The sequence below is a fragment of the Pseudomonas sp. HD57-3 genome (genome assembly GCF_056113135.1).
This window is the reverse complement of the sequence record NZ_CM148568.1, coordinates 5,402,983-5,420,886: the sequence shown is the minus strand read 5'-3', so window position 1 is coordinate 5,420,886 and position 17,904 is coordinate 5,402,983. Positions and strand designations below refer to the sequence as shown.

At 59.1% G+C, this 17,904-nt stretch carries 19 protein-coding genes; 8 read left to right on the top strand and 11 right to left on the bottom strand.

Annotation, left to right across the window (positions count from 1 at the left end):
* Nucleotides 1-128 precede the first annotated feature (128 nt).
* Entirely contained in the window at nucleotides 129-1,037 is a 909-nt protein-coding gene (locus tag AC0R79_RS24520; protein WP_007953200.1) for a flagellar protein MotY, read from the top strand.
* 129 nt (nucleotides 1,038-1,166) lie between these two features.
* A complete protein-coding gene (locus AC0R79_RS24515; protein ID WP_007953201.1) occupies nucleotides 1,167-2,384 on the top strand; it encodes an argininosuccinate synthase in 1,218 nt (405 codons plus the stop codon).
* A gap of 159 nt (nucleotides 2,385-2,543) precedes the next feature.
* Here AC0R79_RS24515 and AC0R79_RS24510 read toward each other — a convergent pair whose 3' ends face one another.
* A complete protein-coding gene (locus AC0R79_RS24510; protein ID WP_127799689.1) occupies nucleotides 2,544-3,128 on the bottom strand; it encodes a hypothetical protein in 585 nt (194 codons plus the stop codon).
* A gap of 404 nt (nucleotides 3,129-3,532) precedes the next feature.
* Here AC0R79_RS24510 and AC0R79_RS24505 point away from each other — a divergent pair, with 404 nt between their 5' ends.
* Nucleotides 3,533-4,159: a response regulator transcription factor gene (locus tag AC0R79_RS24505; RefSeq protein ID WP_007953203.1), complete on the top strand. Its 627-nt coding sequence runs from the start codon at nucleotides 3,533-3,535 to the stop codon at nucleotides 4,157-4,159.
* Between the two features lie 88 nt (nucleotides 4,160-4,247).
* Here the strand turns inward: AC0R79_RS24505 and AC0R79_RS24500 are convergent, their stop codons facing one another.
* The 8 genes from AC0R79_RS24500 to metG form a co-directional block, all read right to left on the bottom strand.
* Nucleotides 4,248-4,427: a PA3496 family putative envelope integrity protein gene (locus tag AC0R79_RS24500; protein ID WP_007953204.1), complete on the bottom strand. Its 180-nt coding sequence runs from the start codon at nucleotides 4,425-4,427 to the stop codon at nucleotides 4,248-4,250.
* Nucleotides 4,428-4,534: 107 nt separating this feature from the next.
* Complete coding sequence (gene nth / locus AC0R79_RS24495; RefSeq protein WP_007953205.1) at nucleotides 4,535-5,173, bottom strand: endonuclease III; 639 nt, start codon at nucleotides 5,171-5,173, stop codon at nucleotides 4,535-4,537.
* The gene (locus AC0R79_RS24490; RefSeq protein ID WP_474731970.1) at nucleotides 5,170-5,751 is read right to left on the bottom strand and encodes an Rnf-Nqr domain containing protein; all 582 of its coding nucleotides are present in this window, start codon (nucleotides 5,749-5,751) and stop codon (nucleotides 5,170-5,172) included. The genes nth and AC0R79_RS24490 overlap by 4 nt, the downstream gene beginning before the upstream one ends.
* On the bottom strand, nucleotides 5,748-6,353 hold the full coding sequence (locus AC0R79_RS24485; protein WP_474731966.1) for an RnfABCDGE type electron transport complex subunit G: 606 nt from the start codon (nucleotides 6,351-6,353) through the stop codon (nucleotides 5,748-5,750). The genes AC0R79_RS24490 and AC0R79_RS24485 overlap by 4 nt, the downstream gene beginning before the upstream one ends.
* Complete coding sequence (locus AC0R79_RS24480) at nucleotides 6,350-7,333, bottom strand: RnfABCDGE type electron transport complex subunit D (protein ID WP_474731964.1); 984 nt, start codon at nucleotides 7,331-7,333, stop codon at nucleotides 6,350-6,352. The genes AC0R79_RS24485 and AC0R79_RS24480 overlap by 4 nt, the downstream gene beginning before the upstream one ends.
* Nucleotides 7,320-8,534 carry an electron transport complex subunit RsxB gene (rsxB, locus tag AC0R79_RS24475; protein WP_474731962.1) on the bottom strand — a complete coding sequence of 405 codons (1,215 nt, stop codon included), beginning with the start codon at nucleotides 8,532-8,534 and terminating at the stop codon, nucleotides 7,320-7,322. The genes AC0R79_RS24480 and rsxB overlap by 14 nt, the downstream gene beginning before the upstream one ends.
* Nucleotides 8,531-9,100, bottom strand: a complete 570-nt coding sequence (locus tag AC0R79_RS24470) for an electron transport complex protein RnfA (protein ID WP_474731961.1) — start codon at nucleotides 9,098-9,100, stop codon at nucleotides 8,531-8,533. The genes rsxB and AC0R79_RS24470 overlap by 4 nt, the downstream gene beginning before the upstream one ends.
* A 131-nt stretch (nucleotides 9,101-9,231) precedes the next feature.
* The gene (gene metG / locus AC0R79_RS24465; protein ID WP_085606738.1) at nucleotides 9,232-11,283 is read right to left on the bottom strand and encodes a methionine--tRNA ligase; all 2,052 of its coding nucleotides are present in this window, start codon (nucleotides 11,281-11,283) and stop codon (nucleotides 9,232-9,234) included.
* Nucleotides 11,284-11,438: 155 nt separating this feature from the next.
* Here metG and apbC point away from each other — a divergent pair, with 155 nt between their 5' ends.
* Nucleotides 11,439-12,533 carry an iron-sulfur cluster carrier protein ApbC gene (apbC, locus tag AC0R79_RS24460; protein ID WP_064383825.1) on the top strand — a complete coding sequence of 365 codons (1,095 nt, stop codon included), beginning with the start codon at nucleotides 11,439-11,441 and terminating at the stop codon, nucleotides 12,531-12,533.
* A 68-nt stretch (nucleotides 12,534-12,601) separates the two neighbouring features.
* Here the strand turns inward: apbC and AC0R79_RS24455 are convergent, their stop codons facing one another.
* A complete protein-coding gene (locus tag AC0R79_RS24455; protein ID WP_011335726.1) occupies nucleotides 12,602-13,360 on the bottom strand; it encodes an SDR family oxidoreductase in 759 nt (252 codons plus the stop codon).
* Nucleotides 13,361-13,520: 160 nt separating this feature from the next.
* Between AC0R79_RS24455 and AC0R79_RS24450 the strand changes: the two genes are divergently transcribed.
* The 4 genes from AC0R79_RS24450 to groL all read left to right on the top strand — a co-directional run bounded on the left by AC0R79_RS24450 (nucleotide 13,521) and on the right by groL (nucleotide 17,044).
* Nucleotides 13,521-14,252, top strand: a complete 732-nt coding sequence (locus AC0R79_RS24450; protein ID WP_474731958.1) for a HugZ family pyridoxamine 5'-phosphate oxidase — start codon at nucleotides 13,521-13,523, stop codon at nucleotides 14,250-14,252.
* Between the two features lie 65 nt (nucleotides 14,253-14,317).
* Entirely contained in the window at nucleotides 14,318-14,794 is a 477-nt protein-coding gene (locus tag AC0R79_RS24445; RefSeq protein WP_085684484.1) for an FxsA family protein, read from the top strand.
* A gap of 260 nt (nucleotides 14,795-15,054) precedes the next feature.
* Nucleotides 15,055-15,348, top strand: coding sequence for a co-chaperone GroES (locus tag AC0R79_RS24440; protein ID WP_085606734.1), 294 nt, complete (start codon nucleotides 15,055-15,057; stop codon nucleotides 15,346-15,348).
* 49 nt (nucleotides 15,349-15,397) lie between these two features.
* Entirely contained in the window at nucleotides 15,398-17,044 is a 1,647-nt protein-coding gene (gene groL / locus AC0R79_RS24435) for a chaperonin GroEL (RefSeq protein WP_007953220.1), read from the top strand.
* Nucleotides 17,045-17,118: 74 nt separating this feature from the next.
* On the opposite strand, the gene AC0R79_RS24430 is transcribed toward groL, so the two are convergent.
* Nucleotides 17,119-17,862, bottom strand: coding sequence for a phosphatase PAP2 family protein (locus tag AC0R79_RS24430; protein WP_474731956.1), 744 nt, complete (start codon nucleotides 17,860-17,862; stop codon nucleotides 17,119-17,121).
* Nucleotides 17,863-17,904: the final 42 nt, after the last annotated feature.

The following is a 17,904-nucleotide window of genomic DNA, read 5'->3' as shown; positions in this document are numbered from 1 at the left end:
ATGCTACCGGAAAAGACTCTTGCAGGCACTCGCTATCAAGTTTTGCGACGAGCGTCCGATATCCCATAGGTATGCCGTAAAGATGTATGTCTCGGTCTTTTTTGTTGTAGAAGCCAATGGAGCCTCCCGTGCGCCAGCGATATTTAGCCTTGCTCAGTGTGTTTGCCAGCCTTCCCGCGATGGCACTGACCTACCAGACCCGTCTGGAGAACATTGAGTGGACGGTCGAGGGCGACAAGTTCGAGTGCCGTCTGACGCAGCCGATCACCGACTTCGGCTCGGGGCAATTCGTGCGCAAGGCCGGCGAGCAGGCGACCTTTCGCCTGAACGCCTACAACGCCATGCTCGGCGGCGGGTCGGCGACCTTGCTGGCGGCGGCTGCGCCGTGGCAGCCGGGACGTGGCGACATCAACCTGGGCACGGTTCGACTGGGCAGCGGCAACGTGCTGTTCAACAGTTCTCAGTCCCAGGCCGGGCAACTGATCAGTGGGCTGATGGACGGTCGCAGCCCGGTGGTACGCCGGGCATCGGGCGATGGTCGGGTGTCGGAAGTGCGCCTGTTGCCGGTCAAGTTCAGCAAGGCGTTCAATGACTATCAGACCTGCGTGGCGAAACTGCTCCCGCAGAATTTCGATCAGGTCAAACAATCGCAGATCGGCTTCCCCGGCGAGGGCATCGAACTGGACGCCGCCGCCAAGGCCAAGCTGCAAGTGATGCTCGAGTACATGAAGGCCGATCCGACGGTCAATCACATCGAACTCGACGGCCATTCCGACAACAGCGGCAATCGCCTGACCAATCGCGAACTGTCGCGTCGCCGCGCGCTGGCGGTGGTCGACTTCTTCAAGGCCAATGGCATCCAGGAATCGCAGATCACCGTGCGTTTCCATGGTGAGCGTTATCCTCTGGTGCCGAACACCAATGCCGCCAACCGGGCCAAGAACCGCCGGGTCAACGTGCACCTGGCGCGGGTGGCACCGACGACTGCTCCGGCACCTCAGGCCAGCACGCCTGCCAACACTGCGGCGACTTCCTGACCTGCCGGTCATCGTCGCCCTCTCGACAGATTCTGTCGCTTTGTCGTCTTAAGCTGTCGCGCCTCTGTAAATTATCGCGTTTGAGCGGTAGACTCCTCGGCTTTCCGTAGAACCCCGTGGAGTGATGGCATGGCGGACGTAAACAAGGTCGTTCTGGCGTATTCCGGCGGCCTGGACACTTCGGTGATCCTCAAGTGGCTGCAGGATACTTATAACTGTGAAGTCGTGACCTTCACCGCTGACCTGGGTCAGGGCGAAGAAGTCGAGCCGGCTCGCGCCAAGGCGCAGGCCATGGGCGTCAAAGAAATCTACATCGACGACCTGCGCGAAGAATTCGTGCGTGACTTCGTGTTCCCGATGTTCCGCGCCAACACCGTTTACGAAGGCGAGTACCTGCTGGGTACTTCCATCGCGCGTCCGCTGATCGCCAAGCGTCTGATCGAAATCGCCAACGAAACCGGCGCCGACGCCATTTCCCACGGCGCGACCGGCAAGGGCAACGACCAGGTCCGTTTCGAACTGGGTGCCTACGCACTCAAGCCAGGCGTGAAAGTGATCGCCCCTTGGCGCGAGTGGGACCTGCTGTCCCGCGAGAAACTGATGGACTACGCCGAGAAGCACGCGATCCCGATCGAGCGTCACGGCAAGAAGAAATCCCCGTACTCGATGGACGCCAACCTGCTGCACATCTCCTATGAAGGCGGCGTGCTGGAAGACACCTGGACCGAGCACGAAGAAGACATGTGGCGCTGGACCGTCTCCCCGGAGAAGGCTCCCGACACCCCGCAGTACCTGGAACTGACCTACCGCAACGGCGACATCGTCGCGCTGGACGGCGTTGAAATGACCCCGGCCACCGTGCTGGCGACGCTGAACAAGATCGGTGGCGAGCACGGCATCGGCCGTCTGGACATCGTCGAGAACCGTTACGTCGGCATGAAGTCCCGTGGCTGCTACGAAACCCCGGGTGGCACCATCATGCTGCGCGCTCACCGCGCCATTGAATCGATCACCCTGGACCGCGAAGTCGCTCACCTCAAAGACGAGCTGATGCCGAAGTACGCCAGCCTGATCTACACCGGTTACTGGTGGAGCCCTGAGCGTCTGATGCTGCAACAGATGATCGACGCCTCCCAGGTCAACGTGAACGGCGTCGTGCGCCTGAAGCTGTACAAGGGCAACGTGATCGTGACCGGCCGCAAGTCCGACGATTCGCTGTTCGACGCCAACATCGCGACCTTCGAAGAAGACGGCGGTGCCTACAACCAGGCCGACGCGGCGGGCTTCATCAAGCTCAACGCCCTGCGCATGCGCATTGCTGCCAACAAGGGCCGCAAGCTGTTCTGAGTCCTTCGGGCCTGATGTAAAAAAACGGCCTTGTCGTAGTGACAAGGCCGTTTTTTTTGCACTTTTCCTTTGACTTGATCGATATCGGTCAACGTTACTGTCCTCATCGGCTGTACATCGTGCGTTGCGTGGATGTCTTGCCCCGCGTTTTATCCCCTTTCAAATCTTTCCCAATACAGATGTGGTCAACGAATGCGTGTCGTAGATAATACAGAACGTTATTCCTTGGCTTCTCTTTGTTTGTTTGGCCAAAGTTTCGATATTGTCCTTAAGTAAAATATCTGACACAGCGTCGGTCAAAAACAGGAATAACCTCAGCGAATGCTTGTTTGGATGTGGGAATTTTTCCAATAGCACTTCTATTCCCGAACTCGTGTGTATCTGCCGAATGTCGATGATGTACACCCTGTCCAACGGTCTGGGTAGTTTGATAGCGTGTAATTCGACGTTTGGTTGAGTGGGAGAAGTCTCGGTTGGAAGAGTGATTTCTTCTTCGAACGCCTTGAGGAAGTTCTTGTCGCTGTCGAAGTCTGATGGAGCATACAGAGAGCGATAGTTGAAGTTCAGCGTGACGAAGAACAGAAATAACAAGTAGAACGGAAAGCTGATCAGAAACCAGACGTAGAGCTCCCGCTCATTATTATTAAGAAATGGCAATGACACGGCCGCGGAGGTCTCCGATATAAAGGCGAAGATGGCAATAACGGTGATGGGGTTGGGGATCTTCCTGTTGATTTTTAGCATGGTCTTTACTCATGAATGGTCTTTCTCGTCGTCTGGGTTGGATTGAGTGGTCGTGTTTAAGTTGTCGGCTAAACAGGGCCGTCGGTGTCTGGTGTTTATATTAAATTTCGGGGGTGCGATATATGTAAGTTGTTTCAGTTGTTTTTAATGTCTGGTCGTTGATCTTTGTTTCGGAGTTTTTTCAGTCTGTCGTGAAGGCTCTGAAGGAGGGCGTGGCAGACGCCGAACTTCCTGATGTGAATTCATGATTTTCTGTAAGTGAGTCTTTTCTGTAGGAATAATCTTTATTGCCTGTAGGAGGCGTCTCTCGGTGCTGGTGCAGAGGAACTTATCCATGCCATGGGTGAAATGACTACGTTATTGTGCCGGTTCTAAAAATTCGAACAGCGAAACTGGACTTGCCCATGAATAAAGTGCTGATCGTGGATGATCACCCCGTCATTCGTCTTGCGGTACGTATGCTGATGGAACGTCATGGCTACGAAGTCATTGCAGAAACCGATAATGGCGTGGATGCGTTACAACTGGCTCGTGACCAGATGCCGGATATTGTCATTCTGGATATCGGCATACCGAAACTGGATGGACTGGAAGTCATTGCGCGTCTTACGACGAGTGCGATGCCGTTGAAAGTGCTCGTGCTGACATCCCAGTCACCGGGACATTTTTCCATGCGCTGCATGCAATCGGGGGCGGCGGGATATGTTTGCAAGCAACAGGATCTGACGGAGTTGCTGAGTGCAATCAAGGCGGTACTGTCCGGATACAGCTACTTCCCGAACCAGGCGTTGCACACCGTGCGGACCAGTCTTGGTAACGCCAGCGAAGCGGACATGGTTGATCGCCTGTCCGGGCGCGAAATGATGGTGTTGCAGCAGCTGGCGCGCGGCAAGACCAACAAGGAAATTGCCGACGGGATGTTTCTCAGCAACAAGACCGTGAGCACTTACAAGACCCGCTTGTTGTTGAAGCTCAACGCGCGCTCCTTGGTGGATCTGATCGAACTGGCGCAGCGAAACGGCCTGGTTTGAGGTTTGTAGTGGCTGACGGATCATGGGCGGATCGAAATCAGCGTATGGCAGAAAGAGAAAAGCCTCCGTTTCGGGAGGCTTTCAAATGTCAGAGATCAAAATCGTAATCGGCCAATTGCTTCTGCAGTCGGCGCTCCTCAAGCAGGTTGTCGATGGTTCGGCGCTTGCTCAAGTTGGTCTTGGCGACTTCAACCACAGGTTCGGCATCATCGGCCTCCGTGGCGATAAAGTCGTCATCCGCTTCCAATTGCTCTTTGCTGGTGCTCATAAGGTCAACTCCAGGCTAAGACTGCCTTTGGCGCTCCTTATATCGATATTCCAGCAGATGGTAAAAAAGATTTTTTCAATCGATAAATCAATAAAACCAATAGCCGCTCAATCGTCAGAAGTTTTGTGCTTGTAGTCGCACAGATCTTCGATCCGACAGCTGCCACAGCGGGGTTTGCGTGCCAGACACACGTAACGCCCGTGAAGAATGAGCCAGTGGTGCGAGTCGAGCAGGTATTCCTTTGGCACAAACTTCATCAGCTTCTTTTCCACCTCGACCACATTTTTACCCGGTGCAATGCCAGTGCGGTTGCTGACCCGGAAGATGTGGGTGTCCACCGCCATGGTCAATTGGCGGAACGCGGTGTTGAGCACGACGTTGGCGGTCTTGCGGCCAACGCCGGGCAAGGCTTCCAGTTCTTCGCGCGTCTGCGGCACTTCGCCGTTGTGCAACTCGACCAGCAGGCGGCAGGTCTCGATGACATTTTTGGCCTTGCTGTTATAGAGGCCGATAGTCTTGATGTACTCGGACAACCCTTCGACGCCCAAGGCGTGAATGGCCGCCGGCGTGTTCGCCACCGGGAACAGCTTCGCCGTCGCCTTGTTCACCCCGACGTCCGTGGATTGCGCGGACAGAATCACCGCAATCAACAGTTCGAAAGGTGAGGAGTAGGCCAATTCGGTCTTGGGCTCGGGATTGTCCTCGTGAAGCCTGCGGAAGATCTCCAGACGTTTTGCGGCATTCATGGGTGATGCGTTTCCTCGGGTGGGGCGGCCGGGCGAGTCCAGGCCTGACGGGCGGCCAGTAACAGTCCAAGCAATATGAAGGCGCCGGGAGCCAGTGTCGCGAAATGCAGGCCTTCGCTGAACAGAATCAAACCTTGCCAGTGTGCCGACAGATGATGGCCGATGCTGCCCTGACCGATCAGCTCACGCAACACTGCGAGCACAATCATCAGCACGGCAAACAGGCCGAACAGTTTCAGCCGTTTACGAACAGGCTGGCGAAAAAATCCATTGCGCTCCAGCACGATGCACTGCAAGCCGATCAGCCCGGCGTAAAGACTGATCAGTTGGTGCCACTGCATCGCACCGCGTTGCAGAACAATATCGGCGCAGCCCGCCAGGGTCGCGGCCAATACCAGGCTGACCGGCAACAGGCTTTCGCTGCTCAGGCGCGAGCGCAGCGGTGTCATGCACAAACCGTAAACGCCCACGACAACCGCACACATCAACAGAGTCGCCAGCGCGCCCGCCACAGAGTCGGTGGCGCCGATCAACAGCACCAGCATCATTGAGTTCGACAGTGTCGCTGACGTATTCATGGCGCGCTCCCGAGCAGGGTCGTCCGGTGTTCATCGAAATAACGCAGGGCATCGTGGATGGCATTGATCGCCGCGCGAGAGGTAATGGTTGCGCCAGCGATCTGGTCGAATTGCCCCTGATCCTTCTTCAAGGCCCATCCGGCGTCCGTCGGTTGATTGCTCGATTTTCCGCTAAAGGTTTGAAGCCAGCTATTTGGCCAGTCGCCGATATGTCCACCCAGCGAAGGTGTTTCGTTTTGCTCGAGGGTTTTGACACCGAGCAATCGGCCGTTGGCGTCGATGGCAATCAGCAACTCTATATTCCCGGCATAACCTTGGGTCTGGCTGCGCAACAGCACCGCTACAGGTTGGCCGCTTTTGCTCGCCCGATAACCGCCCAGCAACAGACTGTGGCTCAGGTTGATGTCGTTCAGCGTCAGAGTTTGTTCAAGCGGCAGATTGTCGTAAGCGTCGAGCGGCAGCACGTCCAGCAGCTTGCGACTTTCAAGCAGACGCTTTTCGGCGGCGATCTGAGGTGCGTTGCTTCGTTGCACCAGCCACGTCACGCCGATGCCCAACGCAGTAATCAACGCCAGTGTGATCAGGCTGCTCGTGCGGTTCATGGCGTCATCTGCGTCTGACGGGCCACCGCGAAGCGCTCCAGCGCCGGCACGCACAGATTCATCAACAGCACCGCAAACGCCACGCCGTCGGGGTAACCGCCCCAGGTGCGAATCATGTAAGTCAGCAACCCCACGCCGACGCCGAACAGCAGGCGGGCGAGCGGGCTTTTTGCCCCCGATACCGGTTCTGTGACGATGAAAAATGCCCCTAGCATCGTCGCGCCACTCAGCAGGTGAAACAGTGGCGAGCCGTGGGAGTCGGATCCCGAACCGTTCCAGCACAACAGGCTGATCACGAACAGGCTGGCAAGCATGCCGACCGGCGCGTGCCAGCCAAATACCCGACGCTGCAGCAGGAACAGCCCGCCGGCGAGGAACGCCAGGTTCACCCATTCAACGCCGTGCCCGCCAAAGCGACCGAATGCCGGATTGCCGGCAAACAGTTCGTCCATGGTCAGGCTTTTATTGATGCGCAGACTGTCCAGCGCGGTGGCCTGAACCCAGGCGTCTGGCTGCGCGCCCAGGTTGAACACCTGGCCAAAAGCCGCCGTCAGATTCATGCCATGGGCCGGCCAATGAGTCATCGGTTGCGGGAACATCACCATGGCCAGCGCGAAGCCGAGCATGGCCGGATTGAACGGGTTTCGGCCCACACCACCGTACAGATGTTTGCCCAGCAGCAGACCCGAGGCGATCGCCGTGACCGTCAGCCACCACGGGCAATAGGGCGGCAGCGCGACCGCCAGCAGCGTGGCGCTGACCACCGCGCTGCCATCGGTCAGGGTGGCCTGCAGAGGTTGCCGACGCAGATGAGTCACGGCGGCTTCAACGCCCAAAGCCGTGACGACGGACAGGACCAGGTTGATCAACCCGCCCCATCCGTAAAACCAGAACAGCGCCAGTACTCCCGGCAATGTCGCCAGCAAAACCAGCTTCATTGCCTGTTGCAGGCGCTCGTCTCTGGTTTCAATGGATGACATGGGCTTGTACCTGCCGCTCTGCTTCTTGCAGGCGGGCGCGGGCCTTTTCGAGGATATCGGCGGGCGTGCCGTCGCGCCGTTGCAGTTTGTTCAGATCGGCGCGAGCGTAGGCCAGTTCGGTTTTCAGCTGACGCAGCTGGTCGTCGATCGGACGTTTCTCGACACGCACAAGCTCCGGCGCCGGTTGATCGCTGGCGGCTTCGGCGTTGTGCAGCGCCTGTTCGGCGTCACGCAGCGCTTGCTCCAGCGCGGCGATCTCGGCTGGCGGGGCCTCTGTGGTTTGCGCCTTTTTCAGCTCGGCGCGGCGCATCGCCAACTGGATCTTCGCCCGTTTCAGATCGGCGTCCTTCGCCGGGGCGGCCACGACCGGCGCAGGTGCCGCGCTGCTTTCCAGCTTCGCCAGTGCCTGTTCGGCCGCTTCGAACTGCTGTTGCAGGACGATCAGTTGCGATTGCTGATCGAAGGTCGGCGGATGACCGAATGCCTTGAGCGACTTGTTCAATTGCGCCCGGCTCATGGCCACGTCGATCTTGGCTTTTTTCAGCGCAGCATCGGCGGTGGCGGCTTTTTGTGCGCGCACCCGTTCGAGCGCCGCCTGCACCGGATCGAGCGTGGTGGTGGCGACTTCGGCCTGTGCCGCGCGCTGCGCCCGGGCTTCGCGTTCGGCATGCTTCTGCTGTTCTTCGCGTTGCAGGCGAGCATTGCGCCGTTCAAAGCGCTGACGGGCGTGATCGCGTTTGGCTCCGCGGGCCTGTTGTTCTTCAAGGCTGGCGGCCAACCCACCGACCACCGGCAGCGTTCCCAGCGGCAACGGATGCATCTCGATGCAGTCGACCGGGCAGGGCGCCACGCACAGATCGCAGCCGGTGCATTCGTCGATGATGACGGTGTGCATCAGTTTTGCCGCGCCGACGATGGCGTCGATCGGGCAGGCCTGAATGCATTTGGTGCAGCCGATGCATTCGGCCTCGCGGATGTAGGCCACTTGCGGCGGCGCCGAACCGCGGCTGATGTCCAGCTCCAGCACCGGGATTTTCAACAGTTCGGCCAGTGCCGCGATGGTTTCGACGCCACCCGGCGGGCACTTGTTGATCGGCTCGCCGTCGGCGATGCCTTCAGCGTAGGGTTTGCATCCGGGATGGCCGCACTTGCCGCATTGGGTCTGCGGCAGCAGGGCATCGATGCGTTGAATCAGACTCATGTTTTGATCAGTCCACTGAATCCGAGAAAAGCCACGGCCATCAGTCCGGCGCCGATCAACAGGATCGGCAGGCCACGAAAGGGCAGGGGAATATCGTTGTCGGCCGTGCGCTCACGCAAATCGCTGAACAGGCTCAACACCAGCCAGAAACCCAGACCGGCGCCAAGGCTCAGCGCAATCGCATGAAACAGGCCTTTGTCCGCTTGCGCGATGATCAGCGTCAGCCCCAGCACACCGGCATTGCCCAGCAACAGCGGCCACAAACCGTCGAACGGCAGTGCGGGTAGCCAGCGCGCCAGCAACTTCAGCAACGGCGTGATCAGCAGGACGCTCAACGGCAGAAACACAAACAGGCGCAGGAATTCCAGTTGCAACGGTACCAGCAGCCAATGCCAGATCGCGTAACCTGCCACACCGACAATCAGCATCAGACACAACGTTGCCAGCCCCAGCGCATGCACCTGACGGCGTTCGCCCGCCAGCAGCGGATCGACGCCCAGCGGCCAGTGCAACACGAAGTTGTTGATCAGCGCAGCACTGAAGAGCGTAAGCACGAGTTCGGTCATGGTTCTGCCGGCAGGAACGGGCGTGTGTCACGTAAGGTTAGGCATTATCCGGCAGCCGTGGAGGGCGGGCCAGATATGAAAAATCCCACAGGCGCACGGAGCACGCCTGTGGGATCTGTCAGGGCAGAACCTTACTTGATGCGCTGACCCGGCTTGGCGCCGCTGTCCGGGCTCAGGAGGTAGATTTCTTCACCGCCAGGGCCGGCCGCCATCACCATGCCTTCGGAGATGCCGAACTTCATTTTCCGTGGCTTGAGGTTGGCGATCATCATGGTCAGGCGACCGTCGAGCTTGGACGGATCCGGATAAGCGCTCTTGATCCCCGAGAACACATTGCGTTGCTCGTCACCGATATCCAGGGTCAGGCGCAGCAGCTTGTCCGCGCCTTCAACGTGTTCGGCCTTGACGATCAGCGCGACGCGCAGGTCGACGGCGGCGAAGGTGTCGAAGTCGATTTCCGGCGACAGCGGATCCTTGGCCAGTTCGCCATTGCCGGCAGGTGCGGCGGCACCGGTGTCGGTCTGGCTGGCGGTCAGGTCTTCTTTCGAGGCGTCGGTCATGGCTTGCACTTTTACCGGGTCGATGCGGGTCATCAACGGCTTGAATTCGTTCAACTGGTGGTTGGCCAGCAGGGTGGTGTGGTCGTTCCAGGTCAGCGGGGCGACGTTGAGGAACGCCTCGGCATCGGCGGCCAGCAGCGGCAGCACCGGTTTGAGGAAGATCACCAGCTGACGGAACAGGTTGATCGCCGTGGCGCAGACCGCCTGGACTTCATCCTGCTTGCCTTCCTGCTTGTTCAGCGACCATGGCGCCTTGTCGGCGATCCAGGCGTTGGCGCGGTCGGCCAAAGCCATGGTTTCGCGCATGGCGCGGGCGAAGTCGCGGGCCTCATAGGCGTCGGCGATGCTCGGCGCAGCGGCCAGGAACGCTTCAGTCAGTTCCGGCGCGGCGTTGGTGTCCACCAGCAGACCGGCGTTGCCCTTCTGGATGAAACCGGCGCAACGGCTGGCGATGTTGACGACTTTGCCGACCAGGTCGGAGTTGACCTTCTGCACGAAGTCTTCGAGGTTCAGGTCGAGGTCGTCCACGCCACGGCCCAGTTTGGCCGCGTAGTAGTAACGCAGGTATTCCGGCGACAGGTGATCCAGGTAGGTACGGGCCTTGATGAAGGTGCCGCGGGATTTGGACATCTTCTGACCGTTGACGGTCAGGTAGCCGTGCACGTTGATCCCGGTTGGCTTGCGGAAACCCGCGCCTTCGAGCATCGCCGGCCAGAACAGGGCGTGGAAGTTGACGATGTCCTTGCCGATGAAGTGGTACAGCTCGGCGGTGGAGTCCTTGCCCCAGAACGCGTCGAAGTCCAGCTCCGGCGTGCGGTTGCAGAGGTTCTTGAAGCTGGCCATGTAGCCGATCGGCGCGTCCAGCCACACGTAGAAATATTTGCCTGGCTCGCCCGGGATCTCGAAGCCGAAGTACGGCGCATCGCGGGAGATGTCCCACTGTTGCAGGCCGGCGTCCAGCCATTCGGCGATCTTGTTGGCCACGGCATCCTGCAGGGTGCCGCTGCGGGTCCAGGCCTGCAGCATTTCCTGGAAATCCGGCAGCTTGAAGAAGAAGTGCTGGGAATCCTTGAGCACCGGGGTGGCGCCGGAGATTGCCGACTTCGGATCCTTCAGGTCGGTCGGCGCGTAGGTTGCACCGCACTTTTCACAGTTGTCGCCGTACTGGTCTTCGGTGCCGCACTTCGGGCAGGTGCCCTTGATGAAGCGGTCGGCCAGGAACATTTTCTTTTCCGGGTCGAAATACTGGGTGATCGAACGTTGGGCGATGTGCCCGGCGTCACGCAGCTTCAGGTAGATCTGGCTCGACAGCTCACGGTTTTCTTCGGCGTGAGTGGAGTGGAAGTTGTCGAAGTCCACCAGGAACTCGGCAAAGTCGGCGCTGTGTTCAGCCTGGACGTTGGCGATCAGTTGTTCCGGGGTGATGCCTTCCTTTTCCGCGCGCAGCATGATCGCCGAACCGTGGGCGTCGTCGGCGCAGACGTAAATGCACTGATTGCCACGATGCTTCTGGAAGCGCACCCACATATCGGTCTGGATGTATTCCAGCATATGGCCAAGGTGGATCGAACCGTTGGCGTAGGGCAGGGCGCTGGTGACGAGAATCTTGCGTGGTTCGGACATGTGGGGCTTCGCTACTTGATGAAACGGAGGTCGGCCACTATAAAGCGCCGGGAAAGATATTTCACCTCTGCAAATCGTTGCCGGACATGCCGTCCGGAGGACAGAAGGGGTAGGATACCCGTCATCTTTTCCCAGTCTTGTTATCGGAGTTGCCCATGAGTGCCGTCACTCGCGCAGCGGTGGAAGCCGTCCTCAGCCAATACACCGACCCTTACCTGAACCAGGATCCGGTCAGCGCCGGTTGCGTGCGCAACATCGAAATCACCGGCGATCGCGTCAGCGTGCAGCTGGAAATCGGCTATGCCGCCGGTCTGTTCAAGAGCGGCTGGGCGCAATTGCTGCAACTGGCCATCGAAAACCTCGACGGCGTGGTGACTGCGAAGGTCGAGGTCAACAGCGTGATCGCCGCGCACAAGGCCCAGGCGCAGATTCCGGGGCTGGCCAACGTCAAGAACGTGGTCGCCGTGGCCTCCGGCAAGGGCGGTGTGGGCAAATCCACCACCGCCGCCAACCTGGCGCTGGCATTGGCTCGCGAAGGCGCGAAGGTCGGGATTCTCGACGCCGATATCTATGGCCCGAGCCAGGGCATCATGTTCGGCATCCCCGAGGGTACCCGTCCGCAGGTCAAGGATCAGAAATGGTTCGTGCCGCTGCAGGCCCACGGCGTGGAAGTGATGTCGATGGCGTTCCTGACCGACGACAACACGCCGATGGTCTGGCGCGGGCCGATGGTGTCCGGCGCGCTGCTGCAACTGGTGACGCAAACCGCTTGGGGCGACCTGGATTATCTGGTGATCGACATGCCGCCAGGCACCGGCGACATCCAGCTGACCCTTGCGCAGAAAGTCCCGGTGGCTGGCGCCGTGATCGTCACCACACCGCAGGATCTGGCGCTACTCGATGCGCGTAAGGGCGTGGAGATGTTCCGCAAGGTCAACATTCCGGTGCTGGGCGTGGTGGAAAACATGGCCGTGCACATCTGCTCGAACTGCGGGCATGCCGAGCATCTGTTCGGTGAGGGCGGTGGCGAGAAGCTGGCGACCCAGTTCGGCGTCGAGCTGCTGGCTTCGTTGCCGCTGTCGATGCTGATCCGCGAGCAGGCCGATGGCGGCAAGCCGACGGTGATTTCCGAGCCGGACAGCCAGATCGCCATGGTTTATCAGGAACTGGCCCGTCACGTCGGCGCGCGGATCGTGTTGCAGGAAGCGGCTTCGCCGGCGATGCCGAACATCACCATCAGCGACGATTGATGCCTGTGGTTTAAACAAAAACGCCCCGGTGCCTGTGCACCGGGGCGTTTTTCATTGCGCGACAGAGGTCAGATGCGCAACCCGCCATCCATCTCCAGAATCCGACCGGTGTAGTAGTCGTTCTCGAAGATGTAGGCCGCCGAATGGGCGATCTCTTCCGGCTTGCCCATGCGCTTGAGCGGAATGCCCGAGGTCATTTTTTCCAGCGCTTCTGGCTTCATGCCCAGGGTCATCTCGGTTTCGATGAAGCCCGGTGCGATGCCCGCCACGCGAATGCCGTAGCGCGCCAGTTCCTTGGCCCAGGTCACGGTCGCTGCCGCCACGCCGGCCTTGGCGGCGGAGTAGTTGGTCTGGCCGACGTTGCCCGCGCGGGAGATCGACGAGATGTTGATGATCGCGCCGCTGTTCTTCAGCTCGACCATTTTCGCCGCCACTTCACGGGTGCAAAGGAATACGCCGGTCAGGTTGACGTCGATCACCGCCTGCCACTGGGCCAGGCTCATCTTGGTCATCTCGCCGTCCTTGACCTTGAGCAGCAGGCCGTCGCGCAGGATCCCGGCGTTGTTGATCAGGCCGTGGATCGCGCCGAAATCTTCGGCGACCTGGGCAACCATGTGCGTCACCTGCTCTTCATTGGCGACGTTGCACAGATAGCTGCGTGCCTCGACACCCTTGGCCTTGCAGGCCGCGACGGCATCATCGAGTTTTTCCTGGTTCAGGTCGACCAGCGCCAGCTTCGCGCCCTTGCCTGCGAAATACTCGGCCATCGAGCGGCCCAAGCCTTGGCAACCGCCAGTGATAATGATTACTTTGTCGTTGAGTTGCATTCGCATGCCCCCGAGAGCAGGTCAGAGTGGTCCTTATAGGTAGCCTCTCGATCTGCACCGGCCAGGGGCCTGTTGCACATGAGAACTGCCCGATGGCGTGTGGGACAAATCCCATGCGCCTGTCCGTTTTTTCGACGGATTCTATTTAAGGAGTCATAAATTGAGCGTTGAAGCGGCTAAGAATGCCCGAGAATTGCTTCTCAAGGAATACCGTGGCGTGCTGTCGACCCACTCCAAATCGATGCCCGGTTTTCCGTTCGGCTCCGTGGTTCCCTACTGCCTGGACGAGCAGGGCCGGCCGCTGATCCTGATCAGCCGCATCGCCCAGCACACCCATAACCTGCAGAAAGATCCGAAATGCTCGCTGCTGGTGGGTGAGCGCGAGGCCGACGATGTGCAAGCCGTTGGTCGCCTGACCTATCTGGCCGAAGCAGAAAAACTCGAAGACGCTGCCGCCATCGAAGCCGCCGCCGAGCGCTACTACCGTTATTTCCCCGATTCGCAGAATTACCACAAGGCCCACGATTTCGATTTCTGGTTGCTCAAACCCGTGCGCCATCGCTACATCGGCGGCTTCGGCGCGATCCACTGGATCGATCACCTGACCTTGGCCAACCCGTTCGCCGGCAAGGCCGAAATCAGCATGGTCGAGCACATGAACAGCGACCACGCCAAGGCCATCGCCCATTACGTCGACCTCGCCGGGCTGCCGAAAACCGTCCCGGCACAAATGGCCGGGATCGACACCGAAGGCATGCACCTGCGCATCGGCCAGGCGCTGTACTGGCTGCCGTTTCAAGCGCCTTGTCATACGCCGATACAAGTGCGCGAGGCCTTGGTTTCTCTGGCTCACGCCGAGGTCTGGCCAAAAAATGCGGTAGCCGACGCTTGAATTCACGAAAGGGCGACGTCATCTAAGGCTTACTGCAAGGCATTTCTTGCGTTGAGGAAACTTTGATGCGCCCTTTTTTGTTGCTCTTTCTGCTGTTCCCGGTGTTGGAGCTGTTCGTATTCGTCAAAGTGGCAGGCTCGATCGGATTTTTCCCGGCCCTGCTGCTGATCATTCTCGGCTCGATGTTCGGCGTGTTCGTGCTGCGCGTCGCCGGGCTGGCCACCGCACTGCGTGCCCGTGAAAGCCTGAACCGCGGCGAACTGCCTGCGCAAACCATGCTCGAAGGCCTGATGCTGGCCCTGGCCGGTGGCCTGCTGATTCTGCCGGGCTTCATCAGCGATGTGATCGGTCTGGTGCTGCTGTTGCCGTTCAGTCGTCGACTGGTTGCCAACAAGATGCGCCAGCGCGCCGAAGAACAGGCCATGCGCCAGCGAGCGTTCGCCGATGACCTGCAACCTCGCGGCGGTCCTGCACCGCGCCAGCCGCTGGGTCGCGAAGGTGATGTGATCGAAGGCGAATTCGAACACCGCGATACCAAGTAACGTCTGCATCGACACGGCACCTTCGGGTGCCGTGTTCGTTTGTGGGGCGAATTCATGCAATGTGCGTGAAAATTTTTTAGCCCCCGCCCTTGTAATAAGCTTATGCGCCCTTATGTATCGGTCACCGAAAGGTTTCCGACATTTTGAGTCGGACAGACTTCCGCGGTTCGCTCGACGAGCCGCAACCGGCGCAGGCCGGATTCGTTAAACCCGCCGGGACTACACCGGCCGATGAAAACCACAATTAGGAGAGATCGACAATGAAGCTTCGTCCTCTGCATGACCGCGTCGTTATCCGTCGCAGCGAAGAAGAAAAGAAAACCGCTGGCGGTATCGTCCTGCCAGGTTCGGCTGCTGAAAAAGCCAACCACGGTGTGATTCTCGCTGTAGGCCCGGGCAAAGTTCTGGAAAACGGCGAAGTGCGCGCACTGTCCGTGAAGGAAGGCGACAAGGTTGTGTTCGGTCCTTACTCCGGCAGCAACACTGTGAAAGTCGACGGCGAAGACCTGCTGGTAATGAGCGAGAACGAAATCCTCGCTGTTATCGAAGGCTGATTACCCGCTCATTTTCCCGCTACTACAAAGTATTTAAGGAATATCGATCATGGCTGCTAAAGAAGTTAAATTCGGCGATTCCGCCCGCAAGAAAATGCTGGTTGGCGTAAACGTCCTGGCTGACGCGGTAAAAGCGACCCTGGGTCCGAAAGGCCGTAACGTGATCCTCGAGAAGAGCTTCGGCGCTCCGACCATCACCAAGGACGGCGTTTCCGTCGCCAAAGAAATCGAACTCGAAGACCGTTTCGAAAACATGGGCGCGCAGCTGGTCAAAGACGTTGCCTCCCGTGCCAACGATGACGCTGGTGACGGTACTACCACCGCTACCGTTCTGGCTCAGTCGATCGTCAACGAAGGCCTGAAAGCCGTCGCTGCCGGCATGAACCCGATGGACCTGAAGCGCGGTATCGACAAAGCGACCATCGCGATCGTCAAAGAACTGAAAGCCCTGTCCAAGCCATGCGCTGACACCAAGGCTATCGCTCAGGTGGGCACCATCTCCGCCAACTCCGACAACTCCATCGGCGACATCATTGCCGAAGCCATGGAAAAAGTCGGTAAAGAAGGCGTGATCACCGTTGAAGAAGGCTCGGGCCTGGAAAACGAACTGTCGGTTGTAGAAGGCATGCAGTTCGACCGTGGCTACCTGTCCCCGTACTTCGTCAACAAGCCGGACACCATGGTTGCCGAGCTGGAAGGCGCGCTGATCCTGCTGGTCGACAAAAAGATCTCGAACATCCGCGAAATGCTGCCAGTACTGGAAGCCGTTGCCAAAGCCGGCCGTCCACTGCTGATCGTTGCCGAAGACGTTGAAGGCGAAGCCCTGGCGACTCTGGTCGTGAACAACATGCGTGGCATCGTTAAAGTCGCAGCCGTCAAGGCTCCAGGCTTCGGCGACCGTCGCAAGGCCATGTTGCAGGACATCGCCGTTCTGACCGGCGGTACCGTTATCTCCGAAGAGATCGGCCTGAGCCTGGAAAGCACCACCCTGGAACATCTGGGTAGCGCCAAGCGCGTGACCCTGTCCAAGGAAAACACCATCATCGTTGACGGTGCTGGCGTTCAAGGCGACATCGAAGCCCGTATCGCTCAGATCCGTGCCCAGGTTGCCGAGACTTCCTCGGACTACGACCGTGAAAAACTGCAAGAGCGTCTGGCCAAGCTGTCCGGCGGCGTTGCAGTGATCAAGGTTGGCGCCGGTTCCGAAGTTGAAATGAAAGAGAAGAAAGCCCGCGTTGAAGACGCCCTGCACGCAACCCGCGCAGCCGTTGAAGAAGGCGTGGTACCTGGCGGTGGCGTTGCGCTGATCCGCGCTCTGGAAGCCCTGACCGAACTGAAAGGCGACAACGCTGACCAGAACGTCGGTATCGCTGTACTGCGTCGCGCTGTTGAAGCGCCGCTGCGCCAGATCGTTGCCAACTCCGGCGACGAGCCAAGCGTGGTTGTCGACAAGGTCAAGAACGGCGAAGGCAGCTTCGGCTACAACGCTGCTACCGGCGAATACGGCGACATGATCGAAATGGGCATCCTGGACCCAACCAAGGTCACCCGTTCGGCTCTGCAAGCTGCAGCCTCCATCGGCGGTCTGATCCTGACCACCGAAGCTGCTGTTGCTGACGCACCGAAGAAAGAAGGTGCAGCTGGCGGCGGTATGCCAGACATGGGCGGCATGGGTGGCATGGGCGGCATGATGTAAGCCAGCCTTACCCTGTAACGAAAAACCCCGTCTGCGTGAGCAGACGGGGTTTTTTATTGCCCGCGTTTCAGGGTTCAGGCGTTGACCGGATGGGCCTGCGTGTCTGTTTCAGCCTTGACTGCCGGGCGATACAGAATCCAGTAATACGACCCCAGACAGATCAGCCAGCAGAAGATCGCCGTCCACACGTTGTGGGAAAAGAAGTGTGCGCCCTGCATCATCCGGCTGATCGAAAACACCGAACCCAGCGCGAAGGCAAAGATGAACGCCTGACGGGCCAACCGTGGGCGACGATCACGCAGCACGAAGAACAACGCAAACAAGGTAAAACCGGTGGCCGCATGACCACCCGGCCAGCAACGACCGGGCTTGTCGGTCGGCGGGCGATGATCCAGCAGTTTGCTGTAGGTTTCGTGGCCGCCGAACTGTTCGAGACTCCATGGGCATTGCACCGCTGTCACCGCTTTCACCGGCGTGACAAACGAGGTGGCCAGACCCAGCGACAACACCAGACAACCCAGCTCACGCTTGAACGGTTTGAGCCGATTAATGAAAAACGCACCGATGAACCCGAGGATGGCAAACACCGAAAAGGCGATCACCACTTGTTTGGCGCGGTCGTGGAGGATGTCTTCGAGAAAGTAACTGTGCCGGCCGATGAAGTCGCCCGCGACCGGATCGTAAAACAGCTGCGCCAGATCCATGTCCAGGTCGGTCAGCTCCAGCAACACCAGAATGACCGCCGCGACGGCGGGAATGCCCAGGCAAAGCCATACATTCAAAGGCCTTGAAGCGGGGCGGGCAGAGATCGAAACCATGGCAATTCCTTCATCGGTAAGGTCTTCAAAGAAGCACAACCG

Excerpts from the sequence above, each read along its gene's own strand:
- groL (WP_007953220.1), top strand. The coding sequence starts at position 15,398 with ATGGCTGCTAAAGAAGTTAAATTCGGCGATTCCGCCCGCAAGAAAATG.
- AC0R79_RS24505 (WP_007953203.1), top strand. The coding sequence starts at position 3,533 with ATGAATAAAGTGCTGATCGTGGATGATCACCCCGTCATTCGTCTTGCG.
- AC0R79_RS24470 (WP_474731961.1), bottom strand. The coding sequence starts at position 9,100 with ATGACCGAACTCGTGCTTACGCTCTTCAGTGCTGCGCTGATCAACAAC.
- AC0R79_RS24515 (WP_007953201.1), top strand. The coding sequence starts at position 1,167 with ATGGCGGACGTAAACAAGGTCGTTCTGGCGTATTCCGGCGGCCTGGAC.
- rsxB (WP_474731962.1), bottom strand. The coding sequence starts at position 8,534 with ATGAGTCTGATTCAACGCATCGATGCCCTGCTGCCGCAGACCCAATGC.
- AC0R79_RS24430 (WP_474731956.1), bottom strand. The coding sequence starts at position 17,862 with ATGGTTTCGATCTCTGCCCGCCCCGCTTCAAGGCCTTTGAATGTATGG.
- AC0R79_RS24490 (WP_474731970.1), bottom strand. The coding sequence starts at position 5,751 with ATGAATACGTCAGCGACACTGTCGAACTCAATGATGCTGGTGCTGTTG.
- AC0R79_RS24455 (WP_011335726.1), bottom strand. The coding sequence starts at position 13,360 with ATGCAACTCAACGACAAAGTAATCATTATCACTGGCGGTTGCCAAGGC.
- nth (WP_007953205.1), bottom strand. The coding sequence starts at position 5,173 with ATGAATGCCGCAAAACGTCTGGAGATCTTCCGCAGGCTTCACGAGGAC.
- AC0R79_RS24510 (WP_127799689.1), bottom strand. The coding sequence starts at position 3,128 with ATGCTAAAAATCAACAGGAAGATCCCCAACCCCATCACCGTTATTGCC.
- AC0R79_RS24445 (WP_085684484.1), top strand. The coding sequence starts at position 14,318 with ATGCGCCCTTTTTTGTTGCTCTTTCTGCTGTTCCCGGTGTTGGAGCTG.
- AC0R79_RS24440 (WP_085606734.1), top strand. The coding sequence starts at position 15,055 with ATGAAGCTTCGTCCTCTGCATGACCGCGTCGTTATCCGTCGCAGCGAA.
- metG (WP_085606738.1), bottom strand. The coding sequence starts at position 11,283 with ATGTCCGAACCACGCAAGATTCTCGTCACCAGCGCCCTGCCCTACGCC.
- AC0R79_RS24500 (WP_007953204.1), bottom strand. The coding sequence starts at position 4,427 with ATGAGCACCAGCAAAGAGCAATTGGAAGCGGATGACGACTTTATCGCC.
- AC0R79_RS24485 (WP_474731966.1), bottom strand. The coding sequence starts at position 6,353 with ATGAACCGCACGAGCAGCCTGATCACACTGGCGTTGATTACTGCGTTG.
- apbC (WP_064383825.1), top strand. The coding sequence starts at position 11,439 with ATGAGTGCCGTCACTCGCGCAGCGGTGGAAGCCGTCCTCAGCCAATAC.
- AC0R79_RS24480 (WP_474731964.1), bottom strand. The coding sequence starts at position 7,333 with ATGTCATCCATTGAAACCAGAGACGAGCGCCTGCAACAGGCAATGAAG.